Origin of the sequence: Listeria sp. SHR_NRA_18, assembly GCF_003856515.1 — a bacterium.
In the GTDB taxonomy this organism is placed as follows: Bacteria; Bacillota; Bacilli; order Lactobacillales; family Listeriaceae; genus Listeria_A; species Listeria_A newyorkensis.
Genome location: NZ_QPKR01000012.1, coordinates 26,060 through 44,059, shown reverse-complemented (window position 1 = coordinate 44,059; position 18,000 = coordinate 26,060). Strand labels below are relative to the sequence as shown.

The following is an 18,000-nucleotide window of genomic DNA, read 5'->3' as shown; positions in this document are numbered from 1 at the left end:
GCCATCTACTCCTTTGGGATTAATTTAAACCCAGCATAAGAAAGCAGGTAATCCCGCGTCTCTGCATCATCTACACGGATAATGCCGTTTTCATCACTCCAAACACTCGTGCCATCATGAAATGAAACGAATGTCCGAGGTTCAGGCGTCATAATTTTAAACACTTCGGGGCTGTCTGCTGGCTTTTCAGCTTGTCCAATAGGTTCTTGCTTCTCGACGCCCTTTACTTCTACCACAACCGTTTCTTCAGCAGGTTCGTTCTCCTCCACTGTTGTTTCCTTTTCTAAATCCTCTACTGTTTTCAATTTTTCTTTTGCCATACTGTTCATCCTCTCATTTTCATTTAATTAGGCTTTGATACCCTTAACGCCAGTAATAACCGAACCAGAATAGCTATTTTTAAGTTCTAGTGAGTATTCGCCGAAAACCATTTCACGGCTATAGTCCCCATTCTCTGCAAGGCGTTTCGATTGCATCGGACGAAGCGGGCGAAGTTTGAAGCTTTGCAAATCAAAAACAAGAAAGGTTTCAGCAGGAATATGGCGGTTCAAAATAATATTTCCTGTACCGTAGTTCGTATGCACACGGTCTGCTGTCAAACCAACGATATTACCGCCACCTTGTAGCGCTGGTAACGTTACACCTTCATCTGTTTTGAACAATTTATCAATGTATTCTTTCGTATCAGCATTTACCATAACAATTTTATCGCCACCTACACCATGATTCCAAGGCAGGCGGAACGCTTTTTTGATGTCGTCCACGGTAATCAATCCACCCGCATCTGCTGGGGCAAATTTATTCGCCGCGTTAATCAGATTGATAATCCCGTTCATTTGGCGCGGGTCTGTTGCTGTTTCGTTCGCTAGCGTACCTTGGATCGCATAATATTCTAGGTCGATTTTAGCCGTTACCATCGCATCGTATACCTCTTGTGCCATTTCCGAGCCAATACCTGGAACATTAATCGCTTGTAGTGTCCCTGAAACTTCGGCAGTACGTTCGAAAATTTGTTGATTATTCGATTTCTCAACACGTTGCGAGGTCGTCACATTGCTAGCGTCTGCCGCTTCTTTCTTCGGTGTCTTACGGTCTGGATCAAGTGTTTTCTCTCTCCATGTGATAGTTGTGGCGTTTGCTGGGGCAACTAATCCATTTTGCATGAGCAAGGTTGTAAATGGCGTATCTGTTGGCGATACGAGTGCTACCTCATTACTTAGATCAATATTTTCTAGTTTGGTTAGGTTGGATGTTTTTTTCATTTGTTACGACTTCCTTTCATCGGTTAAATTTTTTACTAAGGCTGTCCATGACATTATTTGTTTGTTGCGGCGTTGCTGGATTTACCCCGCCTGGTGGCTCCGCGTTAGGTTTGCCATAATTGGCTTTGAAACGCTCGTCCACCTTTGCTTGTGTGCGATCCTCTGCCAATGAATCCACATACTCGCTTAACTCTTTGAGATTGGCAAGTGATTCCTCGGTCGTTTCTCCTACACAATACTTAGCGGCAATTTCAGGAGACACGCCTAATTCTGTGGCTTGGATAGATAACTCTTTTTGAATCTCGGTTCGAACATTACGTTTCTCGGTATCGGCTAGTTGGTCTTTTAATTTTTGGATTTCGATTTCCCAAGGTTGCAATTGACCGCGTTTCTTAATCTCTTCTTCAACCAAAGATGGTAAGGTGTCCTTTTTAAACGTTTCAATGCCAGAACCTACATCAGCATCTACTAGACTCCGAACATATTTTTTAGCATCTTCGTTTGTCTCTAGGTAGGATTTAACGGTATCAAGTGATAACTCTGATTGCGCGCCTCCTGGTTCTCCACCAGTTCCGCCACCGCCGCCAGTTTCAGCATCGTATTTTACCCCATCCATAATTGAACGTACATACTTGTTATACATTATGTTCCTCCTAACCCCAATCAGTGCCTAAGCCCCAACTAGTGCCATTATTTTAGTGATTCATCTGTCCCGACCAGTTCTACTCGCCCCAATCAGTCCAAAATAAATAAACCGTTTATAACGTCATGTTTAGGACGCTTGATAATACTTTTGTTCCCACTCGGCATAATCCATATACGGAATCCTTTCATAGCCTTTAGCCGTGCGCATTCCTCGCGTTTTCAGCTTGCTAGCGGCATTTACGGTTGTACTTCTGCAGTGCGGGTGCATTGGCGGATAGTTTACGCCTACCTCGGCATCTATCAGCTTGTACACCTTATTATCCAACTTCCGACACGTTTTACTGGTCACGCTGTCCAAAGTAGACATGAAGCGGTATTCTTCCGTGCCATTCTCCTTGTAGGCTTCCAAAGTCCCCTGTTCCAATACAAAAGCACTCTCCGTTTGAACAAGCCGTCTAGCGTCGTTATAGCTCGTCTGGAACGATTGTTTAAAAACCTCTGTAATGGATTGGATATTGTCCCCACGAGATACCATCATGGCAAAATCATTGGTTAGCATATCGACCAGGCGTTTTTTATTCTTCCAGATCCGCTTGGAGAAATTCCCGCCGTTTACCCACTCTGTTTGTAACGTGCGCTGTAAGACTTGTGTGTTAAAGCCAGCATGAAATGTTTCTACTCCGTAATACATCGCCTCGTTGTAGAGGGTTTTCTTGTAGCCATTGACGTACACTTCTTTGAGCGTCTTTGGCAATAGCTTGTTTTCCAGCTCGGCTATTTCATACAATGATAGTTTAATGTTTGCTTGCAATAAATCCATGCGCTGCAGTTTATAGTAGCTGTTGCGAATATCTGTTAAGAACGCCGATTCTGGATGTTTGGCCATAAACTGCTTTGTTTTGGCGTACAGCTCGAAACGCTCGGCTTCCGTTGAGGTTTCAAGCAGTCGCTCATATTGAAAAACGTTATCTGCGCCGTATCGATTGTAATACTTTTCAATCGACTTGGTGAGTGCATCCAGTTCGCTTTTAAGCGCCTTTTCAAGCTTCTTTAGCGTTTGGTTCTCCTTCGTCGTCGTTTCCTTTAGGAGTGCCGCCTTCCTCTGTTCCCAATACATGTTTACCATCCTCAACACCGCCATTTCCAAACGGGCCATATTGATCCAAGATAGCTTGTCCTTCCTTCATTTCCGCGTATTTCTTTTCCATTTCGTCTTTCGGATTAATACCAGGTATCATCGACAATGCTGTTTCCTTACTAATGAATGATGATAGTTTGTTGATGGTATCGGCAATATAACCCGTATCAACTGGTAAGGATCGTGTGAATTGTTGGGTGATATCCTCAATGTCCAAATCGTTGTAACTTAGTTTTGTCCGCATGTAGGATAAAAGAGCTTCTAACGTGGCATTGTAGCCATCTTTGAAGAAGTTTTCTTTTAGCTTAGCCTTCAACTCTAACTGCATCACCTTCCACTTGCGCGCTTCTCCCGATTCATTACCACCAGCGAACGCGGGATCGTTGAGGTCTATGGATTTACTAAATTTATAAATATTATCGTTTAACATCTTAGAAATAAAGCTAAAAAACTCGGTGGGTATATCCTTGGTCAAAAACTCCGCTCGCCCATCTGGTTCCGTTATATTTAAGATACCTGTTTGGGTTTTTAGAATTTTCTCGGCTTCTACCTTATCTAAAAGCGTGCCGTAAATCATCATATACGCCCAACGGAACTGCTCCACTTCGTCTTGTACACTGGACATAAGACGGTCGGCAGCATCGTTTAAATCCTCGACGGTTTCGAAGTCGCAAAAGCTGCCATCATTATTTTTGTATTCAGCTAGCGTTACATGTCCGATAAGATTGTCTATCGTGCCATCGTCTTGCTTTGTAAATGCTGGTGTGGACCAATCAAAATCGACGTTACTACGATAAGTAGTTATTTTATCTGGAGTAATGAGGTACATGTACTTTACAAATCCATCTTTTACATAACCATCCTCAAAATAGACCGCTGCTTTTTGCTGGTCAATGACATAAGCGTCCCACGAATCAATACATCTAAGTGTTGGTAAATCTCCATCCATATCGACCAATAGAAAGGCCGTCCCTGTTGCGCCTTGCTGTGTTCCTAACAGATTTTGCTTGATAGCCATGTTTTGTTTCTTTAAAAACTCCTCTATCCATGTTTTGGACTTCTCACCAACGCTATTCGCGTAGTTTAGTGATATTGGATTGCCGTATACATATCCCGTTCCTTGATCCACGATAAAGTTAAAATAACTACTATGAATTTTGTTAAACACTTTCACGATTTCACTTTCTGGCATTACGCGGTCATCAATAGCATTATGTTCCGTCGTGTACTGTTGGTATTTACGATACCTTTCTGCTCGCACTGGAATAAAGTCCAATACAAAAGCGTTAGGATCAAACATATCGTTTTCAATCTGGTACAAATGCTTTTTGATAAATCGATTCTCTAACCTAAACTTATTTTCGTTGTTGGTTGTTAGCATTCTGTCGCTCCTTTCTATCCAAGTATATACACGCCACTTTGCAACATGTCCTGTTCCATCAAATAGCGTACTGCATCTATACTGTGGTTATTTTTATCTGGATAAGAGGCTTTAAATTCGCCATCCTTATCTTTTTCATGCTCATACTCTAAGAACTCCCTTGCTGTCATCGGGCAACGCACGGGGTCTATGATAATTTCGTCCAAGTCTTGCAAGAACTTAACACCATGATCCACGCTATCTGGCCCTTTTTTTGCTGGGTGGATTTGCAAGCCGAGATTGTTCAGCTCTGAAATAGTACGCGGTTCTGCGCTATCTCCTGTGATTGGGCGATTAGATTTGTTTTCCTTTTTGATCTCTCGCGCTGTTTTGGCATTACTCATGCCGACGCCTCGCACTTCATGAAACAAATACAGCTTGCGCCTGGTCTTATCGTAATGGCCGACAATGTAATGTAGCGGATCGGTAGCAAAACCAAAATCCATACCGCGTTTAATATGCTCGAACCTTGCTATCTCCTCATCGGTGATGGTTCGCGTCTTAACATTGTTGAATACTTCCGCACCTGTTCCGATTACTTCGCCTAAATACTCATGTGCGTATTTTTGAGGACTGGTTTGCTTTAGATGGTTCGCCTCGATAACAAACTGCTCTCCTAGCCAAACCAACGGCACGTTTAAATAGGTGCTGTGATGGATAAGTGTATCTGGTCGTTTGCCTTGCTCTGCGATTGCGAGGTTTACCCAATTACGCTGGCTTTCTGGTGGATTGTACGTGTAAAATACAACGAACTTAGGACCACCGCGCATAAGAGATTGGTTAATCGCTCGTATCTCGTGCATACCGTCAAACTCGGTTACTTCCTCATACCACAAATACTTGGCATAACCGTGTCTGAACTTGATTGACTTGATTTTACGTGCATAATCCACGCCACGAAAACGGATGCTTTGACCAGTGGGGATATACCTTATCTGCATTGGGTTGACAGTCCAGCTCCATAGATCAGCCACGCCGAGAACATCAATCGCCCATAACAATTGGTCGTATACTGATTCCCTTAAGGTATCGCGTACTTTACGCAACACAACGGCGTTAGCATCTGGGTCTTGCATCATTCCCATTATAATTTGGATGCTACTTTCGGATGACTTGGTACTACCACGTCCACCCTTCTTCCAGTAATGCGTATGCTGTTCCGTTTTAAGGGACCAATGCACATCATAGAATGATTCTGCAATGAGATTGGATAATTCAACTGCCATTGGAATCACCTTCCAACCCTTTAGGCATTGGGATATTATCGATAATGACTGGCGCCACTCCGCCCACCTTTTCTTTCTTGGTGTCTGCTTTGATTTTGTCAATCTGCGCATGAATTAGTTCCAATTGCGCTTTGCGGATGTCGTTCTCGTCCGCGATTGCAACAAACTGTTTAATCAACGACCGAAGTTCACCCATCGCCCTACTTTGCGCATTTAAAAAGCCCGCCTGTTTATCCCAAGCGAACTGTATCTCGTATTCTGTTTTTTCGCTGGTGTCGGGTTCATCACCAAAGCCAGTATATGTCTCCGTCTTTTTTATTTCTTTGCTCATGTCATCTTTATCAGACACCCACATAATCTTTTGTGATCTCATTATGGCAGCGAACTGTATTTCAATCTGCCCCCATAATAAATCAGCCGCGGTTAGCGTTCTTACAGCCTCCATAAGCTCTTTTGTTTCGTCTGGCAGGTATTTGGCAAACAATCCGTGTTTAAACGCGTTCTGGTTGCCCTCTGGCGCTCTCCCGCCCTTTCCACCTTTAGCATTGATGTTGTTTTTGGGTGCACCTACTTTTTTCGGGTGCACCCCTTCGCTATCGGGTGTGCTTTTGGGCTCGGGGTCTGGTTGTCCTTTATTTCGTACCCAGCCATGCCGTCGGTGCCAACTCTTAACTGTATTGATACTAACGCCATACTTGGCCGCGATGTCTTTGTACTTCATGCCTTTTACATAATCTTTTTCCGCTTTGATATGTGGTTCAACCATGCCGCATCATCCCCACCCCCTGATAATTGATTTTGTTTTGTAATACTCCTTATTCCTTTGATGCCACTTTTATTTGCAAAAACCTTATACATTTGGCATTATTAGCTTAAGGAGGTGTTGAAAATGAATCCTAAAGACCAAGAAGCAGCAATTCGATTGAGAGATATAGCAAAAGAATACTCACTCAAAGATACATCAGCTGAAATGAAGCAAGTACTTAGCCAAATAATCATAACTGTTGATAAGTATGCACACTCGAAATAGTTAAGAAAGCCCCTTCGCATAGGGGTTTTTTTAATCGAATTAGTGGGAACATTGTTATCTTTTACTTCTTAAGCTATAGGTGGCAACTATGCGGCAAAATTCCGCTTAATCCATAAAAAAGAACGACCTAATAAATTAGATCGCTCAAAAAAGGGAGTTATTATGGAATCTGGTGCCTCCTCGAAGTGATGCCCTGCACTTCTTGGACAATATCATAATAACACGTTTTTTATGCCTAAAAGTCTCAATTTAGTTTCAACTTATTTTTTCACCACTCGCCAAGCTGGTTCGCAATAGCGTAAATGATTCTGTTTTTCATGCGGAAAACGGTGGCCCTGCTGATATGAAGTTGCTCCGCTATGCCTTCCATTGTCAACCTACGGCGTTTTTCCCAATATCGTAATTGAATCAAATCATGGTAGGGTTCCGATTTAGTATTTGGCAAAATCGATAATACATAACCTATGCCTGAAATTAGCGTCTGCAGGCGTTCTATTCTGGCATCCTCGTCAATCAAGATTGCTTTTGCTAATGGCGCGCCTCCCGTTGATTTTATACCCAGCCCTGCATTTTCATCCATGCCTCGGCGCTCTGATTCAATAATCGCCAGCTTTAACTTGTCTATTTTTTCGATTGACCGATGATAATTGGATAATTCACTTTCGATATATGTGTACGTCTCGCGAGGCATTTTCTCTCGCTTAGGCTTTGTCATTGCTTACCCTCCTCTGGTGCCTCTAATTCCATCGTCTTAAAATTTATCAAACTCTTTTCCCCATAAACTTTGTATATCTCTGCTTCTTCTTCGGTGAGAAAACGAGCGACCATCTGCCGAAGCCCAACACCTATAGTTACTTGTCCAACAGTCGGTATACTGAGGTTAGCTCTTAGCTGAACTGGTTGATGAAAATATTTTTGGCAGTTTTCTTTAAAAAACGCTATAGCTTTAGTCCCTGATTCGTGAATATTAATGTCAAACATTTGAGGTGGGCGCATTATGTCATAAAAATATGTCATAGCCATTTTTTTCATTCTCTCGCCTCCAATTTCTTGATTTTGCTTTTCAACTCATGATTTTCTAATTCCAAACTGTGAACTTTTAGAACAAGGTGCGCCTCTTTCGAACTAACGCCAACCATACTCATTTGTTTAATTCTCAAGGCGTTTTCCAAATTATATATTTGCAGTTCGAGCTTTTTATTTGTTTCAAGCAGTTTAATAACAGTTTCCCATAGCTCGATAGCCTCCGACATGTCCATTTCAATACGCTTGAAAAATGGGGAGGGGTTTTGGTTCATCGTTTCTAATTCTACTAACGTTTCTTTTGCTTTGCCTAAGTCAAACATTTACCCTGCCCCCTTACAGCTCAATTTGGTTTATTCTGTGGTCCTTGGTATTTAGAAACTCAATTAAATAATAGTCACTAAACAGGCGAGAAATCAGCTTTTCATCATACGTTTTCTTGAGGTCTGCATTGAGTAAGTTAGTGGTAATAATCGTGCTTTTTCCGCGTCGTCCGTCTGATATAGCGTATAAAACACGATGGACGAAATCACTTGCCTGCCCCTGCCTGTCAATCTTACCAGCTTCCGCCCCAAGATCATCTAAGACTAAATAATCCACGTCTATCAACTGTTGCACTAGGCTACTCTCTGAATCCTTGCCCTGATATTGATTATCAAACGTATCTCGAATCATCGTCATGAGCTTGTCAACCTTGATAAATAGACACGAGTCCTTGCCTTCACCTTTCTTGCTAAGGTTATTCAATAAGGCCATTGCAAGATGGCTTTTACCGACACCTGGTTTACCGAAAAGCCAAGTATTGAACGCCTTACCTGCCCGATACGACTTATACACGTCTATCATCCGATGCTTGTTTATATACGCCTCTGTTGTTGCATCCTCTGCAATGTAGCCCTCAAATGATGCGTCTTTTATGGTGTGGTCTGCAATAATGCTGAAATTGTTCAGTAAGCCCATTTTGCGTTGCGCTCGTACCCGTAAAATATTGGCCTCAACTTCTTTTTGCAACTCTCTGTTTCGCTCCTCCATTTCACAAATGGGGCATAACTCCACGCCGCCCACAATAAACATTTGCACATTTTGGCGGTAAGGGTGCATTTCTTCGTTGCTACACGTATTTTCCGAGTACTCAAGCGTTGGGCGCTCCTCCACCGAAGAATCCCGCTTTGTATTTATCTTCATCACCTCTTGCATTACGTCCGTTGTTTTGCGCATTACCATAACCTCCTTTCGTTGGCATTGGTTGGTTTAGATACGATTCGAATTTGTTGCCAAATAACGTTTCTGGTCTTAAAAAATTTTGCATCTTAGGGTCATTGAGCCATTCAACGGTTTTTATATCAATCACTTTTTTAAAGTCATCAATCGTGAACCCCTCGCCTAGTCTGCTTTTAATCTTGGTACGTGTCACCTTGGTACTTGTTTTATAATTTTTATTCGCCTTTTCGTTGAGATATGCCACAATTGCACTCACTGCCTCGGACAGGTCGTCGAGCTTTTGCTCGGCTATATATCTCTTCTCTTTCTCTTTCTCTAAACTCTTATCTCTTAACTCTAGGGTCACTTTTTTGTCACTCTTTTGCACATCGTTGTCACAATGTGACGCTTCGGGTAACTTAGGTTGTTCTTCTTTTGCTCTTAAATCCCGCATCCGCCTAGCGCTTCCGCTCTCTTTTCCAATCATTCCCTCAATCGTATTTAGGTAGATTGTATCGCTTTCTTGGTTTACTTCGATTAGCTTTTTCGCTTCTAAAAACGTTAGTAAAAATTGCACGTCCTCTTTTTTCTCGCCCAAAATGACGCTCAACTCGTCGGCTAAATCTTCGCCAACTCCTTCAAAGTATAAAAAACCATTGTTTTCAAGCGATAACAGTAACATTTCAAGATAAATAAGCGTATAGGTGTCACCGCCAGCAACGCGCCGCAACACCTTTATTTCTGTATTATTGAAAAAGTCATTTTTGAGCTTCAACCAGTAATATTTTTTAGCCATTGGCGCCCCTTCTTTCAAGCTCCACATACACCGCATCAAAGTATACTTGGATCACATCAGGGATATGTTTGTCGGTTAGCGCACCACATATATCCTTCAAATTTTCTGTTGGCGTTTCCTCAATCACTGCCATCAACACTGGGATAAAGTAAATCCCCCGTCCTGCTTCAAATGCTTCCATATGGTCATATTGCCTTATTTTCGCGCGTGTCAACTCGGCAAGTTCTGCATAAACCTTTGGATCAAGTTGTTGCTTTTTGGAGTATAAACCAGTTGTAACTTGTAAAATTTCCTCAAGGCTTCCAATGGCTACAGCTGTTGTTACATACTGGCTTATTTTAGATTGCGAATAGATTTTAGTTTGAGTCATTGCCAAAACCCTCCATTTCGCGAGCAAAGCTTATACCATCGTAAAAACCTAGTTCGTATACTTTTTGGGCATATACCATTGGTAAACAAGATGCTTTGTCGAAATATTTTTCTAGCTTTCCCCTTTGCTCTGGCGTGAGTGTTTTAGTTAGTTCCTGTAGAACTACGTTGGCCTCGCTCTCCGTTTCTCTGTACTCCAAAACATCATCTAACGCTCTATCCACCGAATTAATACGTTCGGACGAAAATGCCAACATCGCTTTATGAAATTTATTCGCCATCATCAAAACCCCCGATATTTGTTTGAAATCCCACGCCATCCTTTAATATATGAGTGGTTCCCTTGTCCCCGATTAAATGAATTACGCCAGTGCCAAAATCATGCTCTGTAAAAACTTCCGCATCTAATGGGTTTGCAAATTCTTCCATGGTGTTCTTTCCGTCTGTAACCTCTTGCAACTCACTTATAATCGCCAATGAGGTAAGCGTAAAGAAACGAACATCCCAATTATCGTACTCATATATAAATTCTAGGTCTCTTTCCCCTATGACCATGTCCATTCCACCGATGCCATTAATGTATTTCATTGTATAGAAATAATCTTTGTTCCCCCACTTAGCACCGTCGTAAGTCTTGTCAATCGGAAAGAATGTTGCAAATTCTCGGGGGGTCATCACACCAACGTGCGCCCTTACTATCCGACATAATTCGAAAAGTGACTTTAGTTCTGATTCTGTTCTATTTTTAAGGCTCAATTTGCCAAGATATTTAATCGCATAGAACAAAAAATGATCCTTTAAATATTTTTTGCTGGCATCAGGGCCGTGTACTTTGCCTATTTCTAACGTACGATCACAAAAATTATAAAATGCTGCTTCGTATAGGTCTGGGCCATCTCGTCTAGTTTTCATCTAACCCCTCCAATGGACGCGTGACAACGGAATAAGTCATCGCGTTTAGTCCGTCTAGTTGAGCGTCAATATCTGCTAATAAGCGTTCTTTTTCAGTAAGTTGACCAGATAGAAAATCTTCCATTCCTACGCCAATTCCGCGCTCTGGCAACCCCTTTATATATTCGATGGATCGTTCTGTTTCTGCCTTCGCAATCCTTAGCACCTCGCCAAGTAATTTCAATGATATTTCTGCTTTCATAATAAAAAACCTCCCAAATTTAACTTGATATTTTGGAGGATATGACATACAATAAGCTTAATCAGTGGCTTATTGTATGCTACATCCCGAACCCCGCTTTGCCGAGCGTGGGTTTATTTTTTTGCCTTTAATCCTGAATGATAGCCAACTTTGAACATACCAAATGCGAACATAATCAGCACGCACCCTATTGCTAATATACTAGCCAATTTTAGCACCTCGCTTGTGATTGACTCCGAGTTCAGGAAAATACAGATCGATAAATTCCTCCATCTGCTTCGCCTTGAACATCCAGCCGCTACTTGTCGAAATAGCCAGTTGATGTTGAACAACATAAGGATGATGGCAAATATGATCTACTACCCAGCGTTCGCTATAACCACCGCAAACTACCCGCATTCTGTCCATTCTCCAAATTAGCCCAACGACACCCATTTCTTCCAATACCTCTTGCGTTTTCTCCTTGATTAGCTGTTTTACTGTTTCCTCGTCAAATTTTATTAGTGACATGGAATCCACGCCCCTCCGCCGTTTTTTTAATTTTTTATTGCCGCTCAATATCCGATATTGTCCAGGTCCTCATTGTCCATTTGATTTATGAGTGTCATGGTCGCCGTTGATGGTTGCCAGTTCACAATAAAATCGATCACCATATCATAGTGGCGCATACGCAATTGGGAACGGTGCGGCACTTGCGCAATCTTCTTCACTTCTGAATTTAAATCTTTGTATAGTTGTGATTTTTGTTCCTGCGTTGGCTTTAAATGCCTTTCTTTAATTACGTTACCAACACGTTGACTTACTAAGCGTGTGATATAGCCATAATCACTGGCAGTAAGTGGTTTGTTCACTTCTAATTCATTTACGCGCTTATCCAACTTAGATACTTCAACGTTTGTATTGTCGTTGGCATCAAAAACTAGTCTTAAAATCTCCATCGGATCAGTTGGTAGTTTCTTGTTGATTGCTTCCCGCATCGCGAAATATCCATCTACTAATTGATCGTATAACTCCCATGCTGTATCATCTTCTAAGATTTTGAGTAGTTTGGAATAGCCGCGTTCGGATAAGATATAGATATTGTTAGCTTTCGAAATCATCATAGCGGTATACCCTAACTCTAAGAATTGTGGTGGCTCACACCCACCACATTTTAAATCAATTAAATCGATGCCAATTTTGAACCTTTCCCGATTATCATTAATACGTCGATTAATTTCTTTAACAGGTTGATTATGAATGTTCGCGATATCCTTTACTGTCATTGCTCGCTTGCCTTCTCCAAAGCCTCCCTCAATGCCCGTAAATTCGAAATGGCCTAAGTGTTGGACTCCGATTACTTTTAAATTTGTCATTCTTTATCCTCCTCTTGATTCGGTTTTTCCGAAATGCCACCTAAAAATATATCATCCACATTGGAATTTAGAGCCACGGCCAATTTTTCAATTGTCTTGTATGCCGAATTACGGAGATTACTAACATCACTTTCATAGTTGATTATCGTTCTGGTAGTAATTCCAGTCTTTTTCGCCAGTTCTTCTTGCGTCATTCCTTGCATTGCTCTAAGTTGCTTGAGTGTATATTTTCCGTTTTTTTTCATTAATTCATCCCCTTTCTGATTTCCATTATACATTTCGGTTATTCCGAAGTCAAGAAATACAATTCATAAAAACCGAAATAATTTTCAAGAAAAAGATTTCACTTTTACCGAATTGATGTTATACTATAGGAAACTAAGGAGGAAATAAAAATGTCGTACTTTGCAAAAAACTTGAAATATCTTAGAACTCAACGCGGAATGGAACAAATAGATTTGGCCCAAATGCTCGGCAGAAAAAGCTCGTCCTCTGTAAGTGAGTGGGAAACTGGAAAATATACCCCAAAAGCTGGAGTACTAATGGATATAGCAACTATTTTTAGCGTTCCTTTATCTAGTCTAATGGACTCGGACCTATCCGCTAGTGAAGATACAAATACAGTAGTTATTGGAACTACTAGATCATACAGCTACTTGACTTCTTCAATTTCTGCGGGTATACCTGATAACATTGATTCTTTGAAAAAAGATGACTTCGAAACAATAGAAGTACCCGATATCTTGCTTGGTAAGTATGCTGGTGATTCGAGTATAATTATCACTAATGTAAATGGTGAGTCTATGAATAGATGTATTCCGCACGGCTCCTTTATTGGCATTAAACCAGTTGATATAGGTAAACTCAAAACAAATGATATTGTTGTCTTTTCGGATTCTGGAAGTTTTTCAATTAAGCGGTATACAAATGACAAGGAAAATGAACGTGTGATTTTCAGACCTGATTCATTCAACAGTTCATTTGTTGATTATGTTGTACCATATGAAACAGCTGAAAACCTCAAAATTTGGGGTAAAGTAGTGGTTTCAATCGTTAATTACGATTGACATAAAAAAAGAGAAAAGGGGTTTAATGATGAAAAAAATGTATTGGATTATTTTAATTTTTCTTGTTGTAATTGCTGTAATTTCTGCTATTTTCTATTTTACTGGAAATAACGAAACATCAAGTAGAGAAATGGAAAATATTCAAACTGGTATGACCGTTGACCAAGTTATCGATGAACTTGGCCAACCTTATGAAAAAATAGAAGAAAGCAACGGAATTAAAAACAGTATAGAGAGTTTAAAGGATGATCCATTGAGTAAGTATGTAACAGATGATATTGACGAGCTTCTATTTAACTTTGAGAACAGTTCTAAATCAGAAGTATTTATCTACAAAGCAAAAAATAATGACGAAGATTACAAGCTATTTTTTATTGACAATAAACTCGCTTATTTTTAATAACAAATAACCATCCACGCCCCTCCGCCGAGGAAAAGGATGGAGATTATTATGGGATTTTCAGTAAAGTATAATGAAAAAAGAAATAAATGGATCTGGCGCGCCCGTGTCACGATTAATAGCAAGCAATATGAGAAATCAGGTTCTGCAGATAAACAGCAAGATGCCGAGTTAGAAGGGTCACAAGTATATGCTAAGCTGGTGAAAGAGAAAAATTCCGATTTTGTTGCAATAGATCGTAACATCACACTGGAGGAATTAATGCGCGAGTGGTTTAAAACCTATAAGGAAGATAAACTGTCCGTGAACACCCTGATTAGTTACAAAGGGTGCATGGAAAATCATATCCTTCCCAATCTCGGATTTATACCAGTAACCAAGCTAAACAGATTAATGTATCAGAAATTTATTAATTCCCTCATTAACCAAGACTATGCAATAAATACGGTTAAACTTATTCATTCCGTTGTAAATAATTGCATGTCCTTCGCCTTACATGATTTACGACTCATCGAATATAACCCTACCGAGAAAATCAAAATTCAAGCGAAGAAGAAAAAAGGGTTAGTGACTGAAAATCATATGTACTACTCCAATGAGGAACTTGATAAATTATATACTACTGCTAAAGCCACGGAGAAGGCGGTTATTGCTGATTTAATCTTATTCCTACCAAGAACTGGTCTAAGGATTGGTGAAGCCCTAGGACTTACTGTGGAGGATTACCACGAAGATAATGGTACGCTGACAATAAACAAACAGTTACTCAATAGATCAACTCACAGTAATATCATCTTTTCAGGGCTTAAAACAGTTACTTCGAATAGAACAATTTATGTAGATTCAGAAACCGAAAAAATAATCAAACGCCGCATTTTAGATAACAAAAAGTCGAAGTTAAAACATCCTGAAATAAAATGCGACTATAACTTTTTATTTTCTCATTTGAATAAGCCGATACGCCACTCTTTGCTAAGAGATACGTTAGCTCGCGTATCATCACGTGCGGGTGTAGTGAATTATCGTGGACGATCTGTTCACGCATTCAGACATACCCATGTAAAGAATTTAGTAGAGGCGGGTGTACCAGAAATAACGATTCAACAACGAGTTGGACACTCAAAAGAATCGGCAGTCACAAAACGATATATGCACAGTGATGAAGCGATGGACAAGCTTGCAATAGAACAGTACGAAAATTTCATGGCCCAGCAACATTAGGGGCATAATTAGGGGCAAGCGTAAAAATAAAACGCTAAGACCTGATGTATAAAGTGGTCTTAGCGTTTTTACAGTATATTCTTCTATTATAACTGTAACAAAGGTGATTCGGCAAACTAAAAAATCAATAGGTCGGAAAATTTCTAACTTGACCTAGTCGAACTCGATCATTTGTTTCATGGTTTGTGTTGTGCTGTTTAGAATTTAGAGAAAACCCGCAAAAGGAAGTATTTCAGATTCGTGCCACTCCTTTCACGGGTTTATTTTTTATTTACGTTTCGCTTTACTTTCAAAGTCATCTGTCAAGACGCCTTCGTAATAGCGAACTTTAATCGGGTCTTTGTTTAGTTCCTTCAAATATTGGCGCAGTGTCCGAGCTTCGCGTTCATTTGCAAACGAGAGAACTGTCCCCTCTTTGCCCATCCGCCCTGTTCGACCAGAACGATGTGTATATTGTTTCGCGTCCATCGCCACGTCGCAATGGATCACGAACGGTAAATCGGGAATGTCCAAACCGCGCGCGGCGACATCGGTTACGACTAAATACGTCAATTCTGCTTTTTTGAAGGCCGCTAAGTATTTTTTGCGCTTTTCTTTGTCGACTTCTCCGTGAATTCCTGCTGCGGCAACACCATCATACTGCAATTTCTCCAAAATAATGTCCATCCGAACTTTATCCTTCACGAAAACAAGTGCATGCATGCCCTCCACATTCGATATCCGGCGTAGCAAAATCGCTTTGTCGCGCGGCTGCTCAACGTCCATATACAGATGGTTGACATTCGCGTTGCTTTCCTCGGCTTTCGCTTCGATCATAACCGGCTCGATCTCACTATTGCGATAAAACATCATCGGATCGTCCAATTTCGTCGCCGATGCCATCACTAATTGGCGGTCACGCATCGCGCTATTCACGATTTCAAGCACGGTCGGAACGTTTTCACGAATCAAAAGTTGATCACATTCGTCCAGCGTAATCATTTTGACTTCATGCATCTTGATTTTCTTTTGTTTAATTAGCTCCAAAACACGACCTGGCGAGCCAACAATGACTTGCGGCTTCTTTTTAAGATTGTCGATTTGGCGCTTGATGTTGGCGCTGCCGATGATGCCGATGACTTTCAGACCAGCCGGTAGCCACGAACGCACGACATCCGCGATTTGCATGACCAATTCGTGTGATGGCGCTAAAATAAGCCATTGCGTATGCGGTTTTACTTCCAATTTCTCGATGGCAGGTAGCGAATAAGCCACTGTTTTCCCGGTTCCTGTCGGCGAAACCGCGATGACATCTTTGCCCTCTTTGATCGGCGTGTATAATTGCTGCTGGATTTCGGTCATTTCCTCATAATTGTGGGCTTTCCACTGCTCCGCCCAGATTTCAGGTACTTCTTTTATTGTCATAATAAACTCCTTTTTCCCTCTAAATTCGATATCCCTATCATACCACGTTTCCCTAAAATCAACAAAATAGTGTGATAGTCAAAAAAAATCGGCGACAAACGCTCGCATTCAGGGAGTTTGACAGACTTCCGGTTCTTACGTACAATCGTACGCTCCGCTTCCGGCTTCCGCCAAACTCCCTGAATACAAACGCTTTCGCTCGATTTGTGTAAAGCAAAATCTACTTCTTACCCAAAAATAGGATTCGCGATAACTCCCTATTTTGCGTAAAGTCCATTTTATTCTATACTATTTCTCGACTTTGTACCAAATACCATTTTGGTGGCGCAAGTCGTTGGAGATTTGTAGTACGGCTTTGCTCAAGTCTTCGAGGTCTTCATACGCTAATCGATCGTTCTCTTTGATGATTCTGGCAAACTCGGTCGCTTCGAATTCCATGTCGTTTGGAATCGTTGACATCGCGAGTTCCTCGATTTCTTTCGTGTGGTTATCGGCGTATTGGATGCTCTGAATGCCCGTCAATGGGTCGATTACAAGCGTGCCTTTTTCGCCGTATATTTCGCTCGGTATGAAGGATTGCGACATTTTGGCTTGTAAAATCGTCACCGTGAAGTCTGGATATTCGAAAATAACCGGGCCACCACCGTCAACACCTGTGCGCAGTTTCGTCGCAAAATACGTCGCTTTTTCAGGAACACCGAACAGCGCAACCGCCGTGTACATCGGATAAACGCCTAAATCGACCAGCGAACCACCTGAAAATTGGAGCGAGAAAATGTTCGGTTCTTCGCCAGCAAGCACGTTATCGTAACGCGAGGAATAGTTCATGTACGCTAGCGTTGCGCCGTGAAGCTTCCCTACTTTTGAAATGCTGTCTTGTAATATTTTGAAGTTCGGTTCTTGAATATGACGCGCTGCTTCGAAAAGATAGACGCCGTTTTCTTTCGCTACTTTATGCGCATCTTCTAGTTCTGCAACCGTTGAAAAAATCGGTTTTTCGACGATAACGTGTTTTTTGTGACGCAAGAAATGTAACGCGTGTTCGTAATGCATCGCGTTTGGTGACGCAATATAGACCGCATCAATCACGTCTGAACTCGCCATCACTTCGATATCATCAAAATAGTTTTCTACTTTATATTTTTCACCAAAGGCATAGGCTTTTTCCAGTGTGCGAGAATAAACCGCGTTCATTTCCCATTCGCCAGAGTTAATCGCGCCCTCCACAAATGCATCTGTAATCCAGTTCGTTCCCATAATACCAAGCTTCATAACAAAACTTCCCTTCTTC

General features: G+C 41.2%; 25 protein-coding genes. 4 read left to right on the top strand and 21 right to left on the bottom strand.

Features of this window, described 5'->3' with window-relative positions:
- Nucleotides 1–5: 5 nt before the first annotated feature.
- The 7 genes from DUK53_RS14885 to terS form a co-directional block, all read right to left on the bottom strand.
- The gene (locus DUK53_RS14885) at nt 6–320 is read right to left on the bottom strand and encodes a hypothetical protein (protein ID WP_124892975.1); all 315 of its coding nucleotides are present in this window, start codon (nt 318–320) and stop codon (nt 6–8) included.
- Between the two features lie 27 nt (nt 321–347).
- Entirely contained in the window at nt 348–1,262 is a 915-nt protein-coding gene (locus DUK53_RS14880; protein WP_124892973.1) for an SU10 major capsid protein, read from the bottom strand.
- Between the two features lie 16 nt (nt 1,263–1,278).
- Complete coding sequence (locus DUK53_RS14875; RefSeq protein ID WP_124892971.1) at nt 1,279–1,905, bottom strand: capsid assembly scaffolding protein Gp46 family protein; 627 nt, start codon at nt 1,903–1,905, stop codon at nt 1,279–1,281.
- Nucleotides 1,906–2,034: 129 nt separating this feature from the next.
- Nucleotides 2,035–3,024: a minor capsid protein gene (locus tag DUK53_RS14870; protein ID WP_161564250.1), complete on the bottom strand. Its 990-nt coding sequence runs from the start codon at nt 3,022–3,024 to the stop codon at nt 2,035–2,037.
- Entirely contained in the window at nt 2,948–4,426 is a 1,479-nt protein-coding gene (locus DUK53_RS14865) for a phage portal protein (protein ID WP_124892967.1), read from the bottom strand. The genes DUK53_RS14870 and DUK53_RS14865 overlap by 77 nt, the downstream gene beginning before the upstream one ends.
- A gap of 14 nt (nt 4,427–4,440) precedes the next feature.
- Nucleotides 4,441–5,691, bottom strand: a complete 1,251-nt coding sequence (locus DUK53_RS14860) for a PBSX family phage terminase large subunit (RefSeq protein WP_124892965.1) — start codon at nt 5,689–5,691, stop codon at nt 4,441–4,443.
- Nucleotides 5,681–6,457: a phage terminase small subunit gene (gene terS, locus DUK53_RS14855; RefSeq protein ID WP_124892963.1), complete on the bottom strand. Its 777-nt coding sequence runs from the start codon at nt 6,455–6,457 to the stop codon at nt 5,681–5,683. The genes DUK53_RS14860 and terS overlap by 11 nt, the downstream gene beginning before the upstream one ends.
- Nucleotides 6,458–6,580: 123 nt before the next feature.
- Here terS and DUK53_RS17565 point away from each other — a divergent pair, with 123 nt between their 5' ends.
- Nucleotides 6,581–6,721 carry a hypothetical protein gene (locus DUK53_RS17565; protein ID WP_161564249.1) on the top strand — a complete coding sequence of 47 codons (141 nt, stop codon included), beginning with the start codon at nt 6,581–6,583 and terminating at the stop codon, nt 6,719–6,721.
- Nucleotides 6,722–6,989: 268 nt separating this feature from the next.
- Here DUK53_RS17565 and DUK53_RS14850 read toward each other — a convergent pair whose 3' ends face one another.
- The 12 genes from DUK53_RS14850 to DUK53_RS14795 all read right to left on the bottom strand — a co-directional run bounded on the left by DUK53_RS14850 (nt 6,990) and on the right by DUK53_RS14795 (nt 12,862).
- Nucleotides 6,990–7,436: a hypothetical protein gene (locus DUK53_RS14850; protein WP_124892961.1), complete on the bottom strand. Its 447-nt coding sequence runs from the start codon at nt 7,434–7,436 to the stop codon at nt 6,990–6,992.
- A complete protein-coding gene (locus DUK53_RS14845; protein WP_124892959.1) occupies nt 7,433–7,753 on the bottom strand; it encodes a hypothetical protein in 321 nt (106 codons plus the stop codon). The genes DUK53_RS14850 and DUK53_RS14845 overlap by 4 nt, the downstream gene beginning before the upstream one ends.
- Nucleotides 7,750–8,067 carry a hypothetical protein gene (locus tag DUK53_RS14840; RefSeq protein WP_124892957.1) on the bottom strand — a complete coding sequence of 106 codons (318 nt, stop codon included), beginning with the start codon at nt 8,065–8,067 and terminating at the stop codon, nt 7,750–7,752. The genes DUK53_RS14845 and DUK53_RS14840 overlap by 4 nt, the downstream gene beginning before the upstream one ends.
- Before the next feature lie 13 nt (nt 8,068–8,080).
- On the bottom strand, nt 8,081–8,962 hold the full coding sequence (locus tag DUK53_RS14835) for an ATP-binding protein (protein ID WP_161564248.1): 882 nt from the start codon (nt 8,960–8,962) through the stop codon (nt 8,081–8,083).
- Complete coding sequence (locus DUK53_RS14830; protein WP_161564247.1) at nt 8,877–9,740, bottom strand: conserved phage C-terminal domain-containing protein; 864 nt, start codon at nt 9,738–9,740, stop codon at nt 8,877–8,879. Before DUK53_RS14830 ends, DUK53_RS14835 begins: the two co-directional genes overlap by 86 nt.
- Nucleotides 9,733–10,110: a hypothetical protein gene (locus DUK53_RS14825; RefSeq protein WP_124892951.1), complete on the bottom strand. Its 378-nt coding sequence runs from the start codon at nt 10,108–10,110 to the stop codon at nt 9,733–9,735. Before DUK53_RS14825 ends, DUK53_RS14830 begins: the two co-directional genes overlap by 8 nt.
- Nucleotides 10,097–10,393 (bottom strand): hypothetical protein, encoded by a 297-nt coding sequence (locus tag DUK53_RS14820; RefSeq protein WP_124892949.1) that lies wholly within the window; start codon nt 10,391–10,393, stop codon nt 10,097–10,099. Before DUK53_RS14820 ends, DUK53_RS14825 begins: the two co-directional genes overlap by 14 nt.
- The gene (locus DUK53_RS14815; RefSeq protein ID WP_124892947.1) at nt 10,380–11,021 is read right to left on the bottom strand and encodes a hypothetical protein; all 642 of its coding nucleotides are present in this window, start codon (nt 11,019–11,021) and stop codon (nt 10,380–10,382) included. The genes DUK53_RS14820 and DUK53_RS14815 overlap by 14 nt, the downstream gene beginning before the upstream one ends.
- On the bottom strand, nt 11,011–11,262 hold the full coding sequence (locus DUK53_RS14810) for a hypothetical protein (RefSeq protein ID WP_124892945.1): 252 nt from the start codon (nt 11,260–11,262) through the stop codon (nt 11,011–11,013). Before DUK53_RS14810 ends, DUK53_RS14815 begins: the two co-directional genes overlap by 11 nt.
- A 201-nt stretch (nt 11,263–11,463) precedes the next feature.
- Nucleotides 11,464–11,772, bottom strand: a complete 309-nt coding sequence (locus DUK53_RS14805) for a DUF771 domain-containing protein (RefSeq protein ID WP_124892943.1) — start codon at nt 11,770–11,772, stop codon at nt 11,464–11,466.
- A 44-nt stretch (nt 11,773–11,816) separates the two neighbouring features.
- Nucleotides 11,817–12,527: an ORF6C domain-containing protein gene (locus DUK53_RS14800; protein WP_161564246.1), complete on the bottom strand. Its 711-nt coding sequence runs from the start codon at nt 12,525–12,527 to the stop codon at nt 11,817–11,819.
- An 86-nt stretch (nt 12,528–12,613) separates the two neighbouring features.
- Nucleotides 12,614–12,862 (bottom strand): helix-turn-helix transcriptional regulator, encoded by a 249-nt coding sequence (locus tag DUK53_RS14795; RefSeq protein ID WP_124892939.1) that lies wholly within the window; start codon nt 12,860–12,862, stop codon nt 12,614–12,616.
- Between the two features lie 150 nt (nt 12,863–13,012).
- On the opposite strand from DUK53_RS14795, the gene DUK53_RS14790 reads away from it, so the two are divergent.
- The 3 genes from DUK53_RS14790 to DUK53_RS14780 are packed head-to-tail and all read left to right on the top strand — an operon-like array spanning nt 13,013 to nt 15,305.
- Nucleotides 13,013–13,684 carry an XRE family transcriptional regulator gene (locus tag DUK53_RS14790; protein ID WP_124892937.1) on the top strand — a complete coding sequence of 224 codons (672 nt, stop codon included), beginning with the start codon at nt 13,013–13,015 and terminating at the stop codon, nt 13,682–13,684.
- Nucleotides 13,685–13,709: 25 nt separating this feature from the next.
- A complete protein-coding gene (locus DUK53_RS14785; protein ID WP_124892935.1) occupies nt 13,710–14,084 on the top strand; it encodes a hypothetical protein in 375 nt (124 codons plus the stop codon).
- Nucleotides 14,085–14,135: 51 nt separating this feature from the next.
- Nucleotides 14,136–15,305 (top strand): tyrosine-type recombinase/integrase, encoded by a 1,170-nt coding sequence (locus tag DUK53_RS14780; RefSeq protein ID WP_161564245.1) that lies wholly within the window; start codon nt 14,136–14,138, stop codon nt 15,303–15,305.
- 267 nt (nt 15,306–15,572) lie between these two features.
- Here DUK53_RS14780 and DUK53_RS14775 read toward each other — a convergent pair whose 3' ends face one another.
- Both DUK53_RS14775 and DUK53_RS14770 read right to left on the bottom strand, forming a co-directional pair.
- Nucleotides 15,573–16,709 carry a DEAD/DEAH box helicase gene (locus tag DUK53_RS14775; RefSeq protein ID WP_036130273.1) on the bottom strand — a complete coding sequence of 379 codons (1,137 nt, stop codon included), beginning with the start codon at nt 16,707–16,709 and terminating at the stop codon, nt 15,573–15,575.
- 288 nt (nt 16,710–16,997) lie between these two features.
- Entirely contained in the window at nt 16,998–17,981 is a 984-nt protein-coding gene (locus DUK53_RS14770) for a Gfo/Idh/MocA family protein (RefSeq protein ID WP_036130302.1), read from the bottom strand.
- Nucleotides 17,982–18,000 lie beyond the last annotated feature (19 nt).